This window comes from Streptomyces sp. NBC_01622 (assembly GCF_045209635.1).
Taxonomy (GTDB): domain Bacteria; phylum Actinomycetota; class Actinomycetes; order Streptomycetales; family Streptomycetaceae; genus Streptomyces.
Genome location: NZ_CP109293.1, coordinates 9,824,809 through 9,837,736, shown reverse-complemented (window position 1 = coordinate 9,837,736; position 12,928 = coordinate 9,824,809). Strand labels below are relative to the sequence as shown.

Below are 12,928 nucleotides of genomic sequence, written 5' to 3'. Positions count from 1 at the left end.
ACAGTCCTGGAACACGGTTTGCTAGAAACCGGTTGTCGGTCACGGGTGCCCGGAGTCCCGGACACGGGGCCGGTGTCCGGGACGTCAGCGCAGGTCGGCGGCGCGCTCCGGGCTCTCGTCGAGGAAGCCGCCCGACTGGTGCTGCCACAGCTTCGCGTAGGCGCCCTCGGCCGCCAGCAGCTCCTGGTGCGTGCCCTGTTCGACGATCCGGCCGCGGTCGAGCACGACCAGCCGGTCCATGCCGGCGACCGTGCTCAGCCGGTGCGCGACCACGAGTGCCGTCCGCCCCTCCATGAGCCGCCAGAGCGCCTCCTGGACGAGGACCTCGCTCTCGGAGTCGAGGGCGCTGGTGGCCTCGTCGAGCAGCAGGATCGGGGCGTCGCGCAGGATCGCCCGGGCCAGGGCGACGCGTTGGCGCTGTCCGCCGGAGAGCTTGATGCCGCGCTCCCCCACCATCGTGTCGAAGCCGTCCGGCAGCGCGTCGGCGAACTCGGTGACGTGCGCGGCCTCAGCCGCTCGGCGGACCTCGGCCTCGGTGGCATCGGGCCTGGCGAAGGCGATGTTCTCCCGCAGGGTGCGGTGGAACATCGCGGGGTCCTGCGGTACGTAGGCGATCAGGCCGCGCAGGTCGGCCTGGCGCAGCCGGCTGATGTCCTGACCGCCGATCAGGATGCGGCCGGAGTCGATGTCCGTCATCCGCAGCAGCAGCCGGCTGAGCGTGGTCTTGCCGCCGCCGGACCGGCCGACGAGCCCGATCTTCGTCCCGCTGGGCACGGCCAGTTCGAGCCCGTCGAAGAGGGTGTCGGCGCCCGCGTGGGCGAAGGTCACGTTCTCGAAGCGGACGTCGGCGGCGCGGGAGAGCAGCGGTTCCGGCGTGTCCGGGTCGAGCACGGTGGGCGGGGCCAGCAGCAGTTCGGTGAACTGGGCGGCCTCGGTCATCGAGCTTTCCAGGCGCCGGTAGATCTGGTTGAACTCGAACATGATCCGGGTCGCGTTGGAGTAGTACGTGAAGGCGACCACGACCGCCTCGACTCCGTGCTCGCCCCCGCCGAGCGCGACCGCGAGCAGCAGGCCAAGTGCGTTGGTGAGTACGGAGAGTGGCGCGACGAGGGTGTCGATGCGCAGGTTGCCGTAGTCCCAGGAGCGCAGGGTCAGCCGGCGTGACTGGGCGACGCGGGAGCGGTGTTCGGCGGCCTCGCGTTCCTCGGCGGCGAACGCGCGGACCGTGTCCATGTTCATCAGGCTGTCGGCGACATGGCCGGAGACCCGGGCGATGGCCTCCTCGCGCTGGTCGACGAGTGCCTGGCGGCGCCGGATGAGGGGTGCCGCGACCAGGGCGGTGAGCGCGATCATCACCAACAGCCCTACGACGAGCAGCGGTTCGTAGCGCCAGAGCACGACCGAGCCGAACAGCAGCGGCACCAGGCTGCCGACGACCTGGAAGGTCATCGTGTCGACGAACTCCTCGAAGCGGGAGGCGAAGCTCAGCACCCGCTTGGTGAGGGATCCGGCGAAGTTCTCGTGGAAGAACGCGGCGTCCTTGGCGAACAGTTCGTCCATGCCGATCACATACAGGTGCTCGATGCCGAGCGCGTCCAGCCGGTTCAGACAGTGCAGTCCGAGCCGCCACAGCACCTCGGCGAACAGCAGCACACCGGCGAACCCGAGGACGTACGGCAGCGTCGAGCCGACGCCGATGCCCGTGTCGCGGGCGATGCGGCCGACGAGCTTCGCGACGATCAGCGGTGCGATGTAGTTGATGCCGATGTTGCCCAGCGCCGGCAGCAGTGTGGCGGGCGCGGTCCACCGGCGGAGCCGGGCCAACTCCCGGCCGTAGTAACGCAGTGCGAGAAGCACCGAGCCCCGGCGCGACCCGGCCTCGCGCGTTTCAGGCGATCCCATCCCCCACCCCGTGATGTCGTACGGCAGCCCGGCATCGGCGCTGGCCAGGAATGGCAGTGTCCCGCGCGGACACCGGTGCGGTCCAAGCGTTTTTCCCTCAACAGCGGTGATGCGCAGGGGGGTTGTGGGCCCTACGGTGACGTCATGGCGACCCAGGTGAGCGAGCCCATGCGGCTCTCCGACATGCCGTTGCACGATCCGTTCGTCTTCGTGGACGAGGGGACCCGCACCTATCACCTCTACACGTCCAACGACCCGTCCGTGTCGGGTGTGGAGGGCGTCGGCACGATGGTCTACCGCAGTCACGACCTGCGCGACTGGACGCGTCCCGTGGTGGTGTTCCTGGCGGCGGAGCAGCCGGGCCTCTGGGCGGGCGACGGCGGTTGGGCGCCGGAGGTGCACCGGTGGAACGGCAGGTACTACCTGTTCACCACGCTGCACGACGAGAAGAGCCCGCTTCCGGTGCCGCCGCCCGGCCGCTGGGGCACACCGTTCGCCCTCACGAACCACCGGCGCGGCACGGTCACGGCCGTGTCCGATTCCCTGCTGGGTCCCTTCACCTCGGTCGACCCCGCCCGCCCCACCCCGCCCGAACACCTCATGACCCTGGACGGCACGCTGTACGTCGACCCGTCCGGACAGCCGTGGATGGTGTACGCGCACGAGTGGACGCAGACCGTCGACGGCACCATGGAGGCGATCCGGCTGGCCCTTGACCTGACCGGGACGATCGGTGACCCGGTCTTCCTGTTCAAGGCCTCGGACGCGTCCTGGATCGGTGACGAGATCCCGGCCGGCGTCCCGCACCAACTCCCGCCCTACGTCACGGACGGGCCGCAGTTGTACCGCACTCCCGACGGCTCTCTGCTCATGCTGTGGTCGACGTACGAGAAGAACAGGGCCGACCCGGACGGCACTCTGAGCGGTGGTTACGTCCAGACCTGCGCCGTCTCGGAGTCGGGCGCGCTCACCGGGCCGTGGCGCCAACACCGGCCGCTGGTACGGGAGGACAGCGGTCACGGCATGCTGTTCCGCACGTTCGAGGGGCAGTTGACGATGATCCTCCACCGGCCGTTCGAGAACGCGCGCGGCAAGCTGTACGAGATGGAGCTCCACGGTCATGAACTGCGGGTGCTGCGGCAGCGCACCGACCTGGACGGTGGCGGCTGACACGCACGCCGCCCCTCGCTACTGCTTGACCGCGCCCGCAAGCCCGTTGATGAAGAACCGCTGCAGCACGACGAAGATCAGGACGATGGGCAGCAGCGTGATGACCGACCCCGCGCACACCAGGGTCCACGCGGTGGAGTTCTGGCCGATGAAGTTGAACATGCCCACCGAGAGGGTGTGCAGTTCGGGGCGGGAGAGGGTGAAGACCAGCGGGATGAAGAAGCTGTTCCAGGCGTTGATGCAGGCGAACAGGCCGACGGTCGCCAGCATCGGACCGGACAGCGGCAGCATGATCCGCCAGAAGATCTGGTGGAAGCTCGCGCCGTCCACGCGGGCCGCGTCCTCCAGGCCCCGGTCGATCGTCGTGAAGTAGCCCATGAAGAGGAAGGTGCCGAAGACCATCCCGCCCGCCGACTGGACGATGACCACCGACCAGAGGGTGTTGAGGAGATGGAGCCGCTGGATCAGGTCGAAGACCGGGATGATCGTGTAGCCGTGCGGCAGGAAGAGCGTCACCCCGACCAGGCCCAGCCAGAGTTTCTTGCCGGGGAAGTCGGTGCGGGCCAGGACGTAGCCGGCCATGGAGGTGGCGAGCAGTGTCACGATGACCGTGCCGGTCGCGAACAGGACCGTGTTGACGAAGAACCGGCTGAAGTCCGCCTGCGTCCAGGCCTCGCTGTAGTTGGACCAGTGGAACTCGGACGGGATCGGGTTCAGCCCCCCGGAGAAGAACCCGTCGGTGCTCTTCAGCGAACTGCCCAGCGCCCACAGGAATGGATAGAGCCAGACGAGGCCGCCGCCGAGCAGCGCTAGATAGAGCAGACCGCGCCGGCCCTGGCGCAGGCGTGGGGTCAGGGTGGACATCGGGACGGACTCCTTCACTGGTGGGCGGCCGTGCGCCGGCGGCTGATCCGGCGCAGGGCGAGGACCTGCAGCGCGGAGAAGACGATGAGCAGCAGTCCGTAGAGGAACGACGCGGCGGAGGCCAGGCCGATGTCAGGCTGGGCGGCGGCGCCGGCCGAGCCGCCGAAGGCCAGGTGGTAGATGTACGTGTTGACGACCTCGGTGGCGAAGTACGGGCCGCCGCCGGTGAGGACCTGCACCAGGTCGAAGACCTGGAAGCTGCCGATGAAGGCCAACACCACGATGACGACGCCGACTTGGCGCAGCATCGGGATGGTGATCCGGAAGAAGGACTGCACCGGGCCGCAGCCGTCGAGCTTCGCCGCCTCGTACAGCTCGGCCGGGATGGTCTGCAGTCCGGCGAGGAAGTAGACGAGGTTGTAGCCGAGGGTGTGCCAGATGCCGATCGCGATGATCACGGCCAGGGCGGTGTGCGGGTCGCCGAGCCAGTCGATGTGTCCGTCGCTCACCCCGGTCTTCGCGAGCAGACTGCCCGCCGAGTCACCGAAGTTGGCGAGCATGAGCTGGATGACGACTCCGACGACCGCCGCCGAGGTGACGACGGGGATGAAGTAGACGGTCCGGAAGAACAGCGCGAACTTGAGCTTCGGGTTGTTCAGCACCAGCGCGAGCGCCAACGCCAGCAGGAGCTGCACCGGGACGAGCACGAAGGCGTAGACGAAGGTGTGCTCTACGGCGCCCCAGAAGATGGGGTCGTGCAGGATCTGCCGGAAGTTGGCGAGGCCCACGTAGTCGCCGGGTGCGCCGATGCCGTTCCAGCGGTAGAAGGTGTAGCCGAAGGAGGCGAAGATCGGGTAGACCACAAAGGCCAGCAGGAGTACGGCCATGGGGGCCAGATAGGCGTACGACCACTTGGCGGCGCGGATGCGGCGGCCGAGGCCGGGGCGGGCGACGACGGGTGGTGGGGGCGGGGACGCTCGCCTGCGCTCGCGGGTGTCGAGGACTGACATGGTGACGGCTCACGCCTTCTTCTTCGTGGTGTACGGCTTGGTGGGGTCCCAGTCCGCGAAGACGTAGTCGGACATGCTGACCTTCTTGCCCTGCTTGGCCACCGCGGCGACCGCGTCGGACAGGAGCTGGTACTTCTTGTCGGCCAGGCTGGTCAACGCGCCCTGTACGTCCTTGATCTGACCGGTGTAGACGCCGGTCACCACATCGCCGATGTCCGGCTTGGGGACGCTGGGGGCGACGCCGGCCAGCTCCGGGTTGCGCACGAGGGGCACCGGGCCGCGCAGTACCTGCTGGGTCATGCCGATGAAGGCGGCGAAGGGCTTGGAGTCGATGCCCTCCGGGTCGTTGTTCGCGGGGTGGGCCGAGACGCCGTTGAGGTCCTCGACCCAGCGGCGCCCGGCGGCGGGGGACGTCAGCGCGTCCAGCCACTGGAACGCCTCGTGCGCCTTCTTGCTCTTGGCGGAGACCGCGGCGAAGGAGCCGTTTCCGACCGGGTCGGCGTAGTAGTAGCCCTTCGGTGTCGTGGTCGGCGAGGGCAGGGTGACCAGGCTGTAGTCGGTGAACTTGTGCTGGGTCCACTCGGGTTGGTTCCACACGCCGCCGACGGTCATGCCGAACTTGCCGCGCTCGAAGAACGCGCGGGCCGCTTCGTCCGAGAGACTGACCGAGTTGGGATGGAAGAAGCCGCGCTTCTTCCATTCGACGAACAGCTCCAGGAAGTCGGCGTACGCCCGGTCGGTACCGAACGTCCACTTGCCGACGCGGTAGTCCATGCCGGTGCCGGGCACGGTGGGGGCGCCGCCCGGTGCACCGGCGCCGCGGACGAACAGGTCCAGCCACCAGGCGAGGACACCGATGCCGTCGGCGTTGCCGAAGCCGAAGCCGTACGACTTGCCGCCGCTCTTCTTGGTGATCGTCTGGGCCGCGCTGGTGACTTCGTCCCAGGTCCTGGGGATTTTGACGCTGCCATCAGGGTTCGTCAGCCCGGCGGACTTGAAGACGCCGTGGTGGATGTAGAGCTGCAACTGCGGGCCCGAGCCCTTCAGCGGGGCCGAATAGACCTTGCCGTCAAAGACGTTGGCGCCTTCCAGGAAGGTGCCGTCGGGGAAGCGCGCCTGCCACTCGGGCGTCGCCCACTCGTCGAGCGGGTGCAGCCAGCCCTTGGCGACCTGCTCGGCGACGCTGGGGACCTGCGGGATCATGAAGACGTCCGGCGGGTTGCCGCTGCGGTTGGCGAGCGCGACCAAGTCCGGGTACTTGGCGTTCTGTTGGGTGGTCTTCTTGACGCCGACCCCGCTGTGGCCCTTCTCGAAGAGCGCGATCTCCTTGTCGACCCAGGGGGCTTGGGTGACGTACCAGTCCCAGTAGGTGAGCGCGTCCGCCGCCGAGGAGGGGGAGCCGGAGCCGCAAGCGCTCAGGCCGCCGCCCAGGGCGAGGGTGCCGGCGCCGAGTGCGGCGGTGCGCAGGAGGCCGCGTCTGGAGACGTTCGACGAAGTCATCTGGTGTTCCTCCGAGGCGGAGAAGAGGGATGCCGAGCGGCATGTAACGTTCACTGAACCGTTTACAGTAACCGGGACGTTAAGGGGAGGTCTCACAGCCGTCAAGAGGTTCGGCAATCCTTGAGAAGTTCCGACAGGTACCTGTACCTGTGGCGTAGAGAAACCCTCGCCAGTTGTGTAACTTTTTCATCGGTGTTACTTACATCAGCTGTTCACCGGGGCGAGGAGAAGCAGAGCATGGCTCAAGGTCGGGGTTCCGCAGGTCGGGCGACGATCCGTGACGTGGCATCGCGCGCCGGCGTGTCCGTCGCCACCGTCTCGCGGATTCTCAGCGGGGCGTACACAGCGCCCCCGGCGACGCACGAGCGGGTCATGCAGGCCGTGCAGGACCTCGACTACGTGGTCAACGCCAACGCCCGCTCCCTGAACACGGCTTCGGGGATGGTGGCGATGGTGGTCAACGACATCACCTCGCCGTTCTTCATGAACGTCGCCTCCGGAGTGGAGGAGCAGGCGGTCGCCGACGGGCGGGTCTGCCTCGTCTGTTCCACCCAGGGCGTCCCGGAGCGCGAGCTGTCGGTGATCGACCTGATGCGCCAGCGGGGTGCGGAGGCGGTCATCCTGGTCGGCGGCATGGCCGAGACCGAGGAGCACCTCGCCCAACTCACCGCAGCCGCCGAGGGATTGGACCGGGCCGGTGCCCGTCTGGTGCTCTGCGCCCGGCCGTGGAAAGGCGGCGTGAAGGCGCCGGTGGACGTGGTGGAGTGCGACATGGAGAGCGGCGCCTTCGCCGCCACCAGCCATCTGCTCTCCGCCGGTCACACCCGGGTGGCTCATCTGGCGGGTCCGCACGAGTTCAGCGTGGCTGGGCAGCGCCTCGAAGGGTACGAACGGGCGCTGCGCGCACACGGCGTCAAGCCCGATCCGGCGCTCGTCGCCGAGAGCGACATGACCCGCGAGTCCGGCTACGAGGCGGCCTGCCGCCTGCTGACCGACACCGACGCCACCGCGATCTTCTGCGCCAGCGACATGAGCGCCGCCGGTGCCATCGCCGCCGCCCGCGACCTGGGCCGTTCGGTCCCCGACGACCTCTCCGTGGTCGGCTTCGACGACATCCCGCTCGCCGAGGACCTCTACCCCCGCCTGACCACCGTGCACGTCCCCCAGCAGGAACTCGGCCGCTCCGCGACCCGCCTCGCCCTGCACCGCCGCCCCATGGATCCGCCGAGCCGCCGTGTGGTGCTCGGTTCACACGTCGTCGTACGCCAGTCGGTGGCGCCCCCGGCCCGCCTCAACACCCTTGGAAAGGCCGACAGTTGATACCTGAGGACCGGCTCCTCTCCCCGCACACCGGCTGGACGCGCACGCACTGGGAGGCGCTGGCCGACGCGCAGTTGACCGCCGTCCGCCCGTACGCCACCGACCGGCACGCCCTGCTCCACCTCCCCGGCCCCGCCAGCCGCAACGGCCGGCACAGCGACGGCCTCGAAGGCTTCGCCCGCACGTTCCTGCTCGCCGGCTTCCGTCTGGCCCACTCCGGGGACAACGACCCGGGCGACCACGCCAGTTGGTACGCCGAGGGCCTGGCCGCCGGCACCGACCCGCACTCCCCCGAGCGCTGGCCGAGCATGCGCGAGTGCGGGCAGGCCAAGGTGGAGTGCGCGTCGGTGGCGATCGCGCTGCACGAGACCCGGCGCCGGATCTGGGACCGGCTCGACGACGGCGTACGGCAGCGGGTCGTCGCCTGGATGACGGACCTGCTCGGCAGCGAGGTCCCCGACAACAACTGGGTCTGGTTCAGGGCGATCACCTCGGCGTTCCTGCGCTCGGTCGGCGCCCCCTGGAGCGCGCCCGACATCGACCACGCGATCGCGCGCACGGAGTCCTGGTACGCGGGCGACGGCTGGTACTCCGACGGCGGCGGCACGGGCGGCCCGCTCCGGCACTTCGACCACTACTCGGGCTGGGCGATGCACTACTACCCGCTCTGGTACTGCCGTATCTCCGGCGCCGACGCGGACCCCGCCCTGTTCCCCCGCTACCGCGCCCGGCTGCGCCGCTACCTGGACGACGCCCAGCATCTGGTGGCGGCCGACGGCGCCCCGCTGTACCAGGGCCGCTCCCTGACGTACCGCTACGCGATGCTCTGCCCGCTGTGGGCAGGCGCCGTCTTCGACGCCACTCCCCTGCCGGCGGGCCGTACCCGCCGCCTCGCGAGCGGGGTCCTGCGGCACTTCACCGAGGCCGGCTGCTTCGACGGGCGCGGGCTCCAACCACTGGGCTGGCACGGGGAGTTCACGGCCGTCCGGCAGCCGTACTCGGGGCCCGGCTCACCGTACTGGTCGAGCAAGGGCTTCGCCGGGCTGGTGCTGCCCGCCGAGCATCCGGTCTGGTCGGAGAAGGAGGAGGCGTCGCCGGTCGAAACCCGGGACGTACGGCGGACGTTGACCGCTCCGGGGTGGCTCGTCTCCGGCACGGCAGCGGACGGGGTCGTACGCGTCGTCAACCACGGCAGCGACCACGCCTTCGGTGACGGCACCGCCGCCGAGGCGGACGACCCGGTCTACAGCCGCCTCGCCTACGCCTCCCACACCGCCCCCGACAGCACGGAGGCGAACCTGAACGACCCGCTCGACTCGCACATCGCGCTGCTCGACGCCGACGAACGGCCGTCCCACCGCCGCCCGTTGACCCGGCTGCACCTCGGCACGCGTACCGCCGTCTCCCGCCATCGCGCGCACTGGCCGCTCGGCCCGGTGCCCGCCCCGTACGCCCACGACCCCGCGCCCGCCTTCCGTACGGGTCCGTGGATCACGACGGCGTCCGTGCTGAACGGGGCGCTGGAGGTGCGGCTCGCCCGGGTCGACGGGCCGGTCCGGGAGCCGCTGCGGCTGCGGGTCGGCGGCTACTGTCTGGCCGCCGCCGAGCCGCCGGACGTGCACTTGGAGCCCGAGCCGGCCGCATGGGTGCACCGCTCAACCGGCCTGTCCAGCACGGTGGTCGGGCTGCGTGGTTTCGACGAGGCGGGCATCGCCACCGCGCGGGACGCCAACGCCTTCGGGCCGCACTCGGCGACGCCCTGGCTTGCCACGACGGCGGAGGTCCGACTGGGCACGGTCTACGCCGCGTTGGTCTGTCTCTCCGGGGTGGTCGCGGGGCCGCGTGCCGCCGAAGCCGTACGTCTGGAGGTCTGTTACGACGGTGATGGCACCGCCCTCGCCTCCGTCGGCTGGCCCGACGGCACCACGGACGACGTCCGTCTGGAACCGCCGGGTTGATCAGGTGCCGTCGATGAGCCGGACGGCGAGATCGGGGCTGAACTGTCCGGCGGGGACCGTGGGCGCTGTGCCGCACTGCCCGTCGGAGTTGCCCGGTGTCTTGACCCACAGCAGCAGGTCCTCGGCGCCGCCCACGCGCGGGGTGACACCGAGTTTCCGGCCTGCGGGGTTGCACCATTCGCCGTTGGAGCCGTTGCCGTTGCGGCTGGTGTCGACGGCGAAGTGGGAGCCGCCGCCGAGCGCGGAGTTGATCGAGTTGCCGTAGGTCTCCGAGGACGGGGTGGTGTAGAAATTCGAGACGTTCAGGGAGAAGCCTCGGATGTTGGCCACGCCCGCTGACCTCAGTCGGCTCGCCATGGTCGCCGGGTCCACCCAGTTGGTGTGTCCGGCATCCAGGTAGGCCCAGGTGTTGGGGGCCTTCTGCTGGAACATCTGGGTGGCGTACGAGAGCATCGCGAGGCGGTCGCTGATCTGTGGGCCGGTCAGGCAGCTGAAGTCCGACAGGGCGTCCGGCTCGATGACGACCACGGCGGGGTGGGTGCCGACCGCCGCCGCGAAGGTGGAGATCCAGGTGCGGTAGGCGGCCACGCTGCCCGCACCGCCGGACGACTCGCCGCCGCACGCGTCCCGGCCGGGGATGTCGTACGCGACCAGGACCGGCAGTTTGTCGTGGCTGTCGGCCGCGCCGACGTAGCTGGAGACGGCCGGTCCGATCCCGCCGCTCTCGTTGGCGAACCAGCGCGCGATGGGCTGGGAGGCGATGGCCGACTGGATGCGTGCGGCGCGGGAGTCGGAGGGGTTGTTGCGGACCCAGACGGCCGGGCCCGAGTCGGGGTTGGAGTAGAAGCCGCTCGTCAGGGAGACGGGGTCGGCGGCGGCTGCCGGACCGGCGGCGAGGAGTGGCAGCGGTCCAACCAGCAGACAGATCAGGGCAGTTCTGAGCAGGGTGTTCCAGCGCACGGTGCGTCCCTTCGTTCAGCGCGCGGAGTCGGCGGCGAAGGACGCCACCCAGGCGAGCGCGGAGTTCCAGTTGATGGCGATCTCGTTGGTCGAGTACGAGTAGATGTCGTCGATGTAGCAGGTGGCGGGGGCGCAGCCGACCAGGTTCTGTTGCGCGACCGGGTCCTGCAGGGCCGAGTCGGGGCCGCCGGCCAGTGAACCGGGCGGCGGGCCGGGCAGCTTGGGGTCGATCTGGTGGGCCCAGATGCGGTTGTGCTGGTTGTGGCTGAACCGGGTGCCGTAGCCGGTGACGAAGGACTGGTTGAGCGCGTTGCGGCCCAGGAGGTAGTCCAGCGACTCCAGCACGGCACTCCGGTAGGCGCTGCGACGGGTCAGGTCGTAGGCCGTCGCGATGACCATGGCGTTGTTCGCGGTGACGCTGTTGGAGCCCCAGGCGTAGGCGCCGTCGGCGGGCAGGCTGGGGTTCGGGTAGCCCTGCGTCCGCTCGTCCCGTACGAACCCGTCGGCGACGGCGAGGACCCGCTCGCGTGCGGCGGCGACCAGGCGGGCGGGGAAGCGGCCCGGCAGCCGGACGACGGTGAGGTCGGCCAGCGCGCCGGTGTCCCGCCAGGAGAACCCGGCCGGGGTGAGCCCCGTGTCGATGCGGGACAGATAGGCACGGTCGTGCGTGGTCGCGTACAACTCCGTTGCGGCCCAGGAGAATTCGTCGGAGACGTCCGTGTCGGCGTACGCTCCGCCGCCGACGCTGTCGCTGCCCGGGGCGTACACGTCGGGGTGGGCGAGCGCGGCCTTCCAGGCGGTCTCGGCGGCGGTCAGGCAGGTGCGGGCGAAGGCCGCGTCGTAGCGGGCCCAGACCCGGGCGCACTGGGCGCCCGCGGCGGCCAGGTTGAGGGTGGCGGCCGTGGACGGCGCGTGCAGGTAACGGGGTTGGGAGTCCTTGTCGGGCCGGGTGGGCAGGGCGGTCCAGGCCAGGTCGTGGACCTTGTGGTGGACCATGCCGGCCAGCGGTTCGCCCGCCGGGACCTGCATGCTGAGCAGGAACTCCGTCTCCCAGCGGGACTCGTCGAGTACGTCCGGGACGCCATTGTGGTTCTCGGGAATGCTCAGCAGTCCGTCGCGCAGTCCGGCGGTGTCGCCCTCGGCACGGGAGCGTTCGTAGGAGTCCATCAACTGCCAGGCCGCGAGGGCCCCGTTGACGACGTACTTGCCCTGGTCGCCCGCGTCGTACCAGCCGCCCCGGACGTCCAGCGAGTAGTCACAAGTGCCGGGCAGACAGGGCACGTCGGTGTCGCCCTTGTTGGGTGCGACACCGACGTGTCCGGCGGGCCGGGCGTAGGCGTCGCCGGCGTACTGGGCCTCGATGGGGGTGCCGCTGCGGACGTCGTAGAAGTAGCCCAACGCGTCCTTGCGCAGGGCGGTGTAGGGGTTGTCCGCGATGGCGAACGGATAGCTGGTCGCGTCGCCGGCCACGAGCGTGTATCCCGTGCCTGGCGTGCGCACCGAGCTGAAGTCGGCGATGTGCACCTGGTCGCCGGAGGCGGCGTCCGTGCCCTGGACGTGGGTGCGTCCCGTCTTCACGACCGCGCCGGAGGCGTCGAGCAGGCGCCAACGCATCGGCTCCGCGGAGGAGTCGACGACGGACGCCCTCTTGGGTCCGTGGACCGCGTAGCCGTACTGGTTCGTCCGCACCGGAGAACCGAAGTCCCGTCCGCCACCGGGCGGTATCGCGCCGCCGGTGAGGGAGACGTCGTCGAGGCAGAGGGTGAACGGCTCGGCGGCGCCGCCCTGTTGGAAGGAGAGCTGGGCGTGCAGGTCGGCCGTCGCCGAAGTGCCGGTGAACTGGAACGTCTTGGGCGTGGTGGTGACGGCGGCGGTCTTGTTCAGAGTGGTCGTGAACGGGGCGGCGGGCAGCTGCAGTACGGCGTGGATCGACACGTCCCGGGTGGCGGAGGCGGTGAAGCGCAGCGTGTAGGGCTGCCCGGCCTCCAGCGGGATGTCGTTCTGGCCGATCATCGAGTCCCACGGGTTGACGGTCCCGCCGGGGACATCGGCGCACAGGCGGCCCAGGTCGACGGTGGACGGCGTGCTGCCGCTGCTCCACCAGGGGGTCTTCACACTGTCGAACGTGCCGTTGAGCACCCGTTCATAGGCCGCTTCCACGGCGTGTGCGGGGGTCGCGGCGAGGGTGGCGACGGTCAGGACGGGCGCGAGGAAGACCGCGCCCCATCTGGTCTTGCGGAACAT

At 70.0% G+C, this 12,928-nt stretch carries 9 protein-coding genes; 3 read left to right on the top strand and 6 right to left on the bottom strand.

Annotated features, from left to right (window positions below):
* Positions 1-84: 84 nt before the first annotated feature.
* Complete coding sequence (locus OH768_RS45635; protein WP_406462715.1) at positions 85-1,902, bottom strand: ABC transporter ATP-binding protein; 1,818 nt, start codon at positions 1,900-1,902, stop codon at positions 85-87.
* Positions 1,903-2,046: 144 nt separating this feature from the next.
* Here OH768_RS45635 and OH768_RS45630 point away from each other — a divergent pair, with 144 nt between their 5' ends.
* Positions 2,047-3,072, top strand: a complete 1,026-nt coding sequence (locus tag OH768_RS45630) for a glycoside hydrolase family 43 protein (protein ID WP_406462714.1) — start codon at positions 2,047-2,049, stop codon at positions 3,070-3,072.
* An 18-nt stretch (positions 3,073-3,090) separates the two neighbouring features.
* Here the strand turns inward: OH768_RS45630 and OH768_RS45625 are convergent, their stop codons facing one another.
* From OH768_RS45625 to OH768_RS45615, 3 genes are read right to left on the bottom strand one after another with little or no spacing between them, the layout of a single operon-like run.
* Positions 3,091-3,936, bottom strand: a complete 846-nt coding sequence (locus OH768_RS45625) for a carbohydrate ABC transporter permease (RefSeq protein WP_406462712.1) — start codon at positions 3,934-3,936, stop codon at positions 3,091-3,093.
* Between the two features lie 14 nt (positions 3,937-3,950).
* Positions 3,951-4,946 (bottom strand): carbohydrate ABC transporter permease, encoded by a 996-nt coding sequence (locus OH768_RS45620; protein ID WP_406462710.1) that lies wholly within the window; start codon positions 4,944-4,946, stop codon positions 3,951-3,953.
* Between the two features lie 9 nt (positions 4,947-4,955).
* Positions 4,956-6,446, bottom strand: a complete 1,491-nt coding sequence (locus OH768_RS45615; protein ID WP_406462708.1) for an ABC transporter substrate-binding protein — start codon at positions 6,444-6,446, stop codon at positions 4,956-4,958.
* Positions 6,447-6,728: 282 nt separating this feature from the next.
* Between OH768_RS45615 and OH768_RS45610 the strand changes: the two genes are divergently transcribed.
* Together OH768_RS45610 and OH768_RS45605 are read left to right on the top strand one after the other, a co-directional pair.
* Positions 6,729-7,766 carry a LacI family DNA-binding transcriptional regulator gene (locus OH768_RS45610; RefSeq protein WP_406462706.1) on the top strand — a complete coding sequence of 346 codons (1,038 nt, stop codon included), beginning with the start codon at positions 6,729-6,731 and terminating at the stop codon, positions 7,764-7,766.
* Entirely contained in the window at positions 7,763-9,724 is a 1,962-nt protein-coding gene (locus OH768_RS45605; protein ID WP_406462705.1) for a DUF2264 domain-containing protein, read from the top strand. Before OH768_RS45610 ends, OH768_RS45605 begins: the two co-directional genes overlap by 4 nt.
* Here the strand turns inward: OH768_RS45605 and OH768_RS45600 are convergent, their stop codons facing one another.
* Both OH768_RS45600 and OH768_RS45595 read right to left on the bottom strand, forming a co-directional pair.
* Positions 9,725-10,684, bottom strand: a complete 960-nt coding sequence (locus tag OH768_RS45600; RefSeq protein ID WP_406462703.1) for a glycoside hydrolase family 6 protein — start codon at positions 10,682-10,684, stop codon at positions 9,725-9,727.
* A gap of 15 nt (positions 10,685-10,699) precedes the next feature.
* On the bottom strand, positions 10,700-12,928 hold the full coding sequence (locus OH768_RS45595) for a glycoside hydrolase family 9 protein (RefSeq protein WP_406462701.1): 2,229 nt from the start codon (positions 12,926-12,928) through the stop codon (positions 10,700-10,702).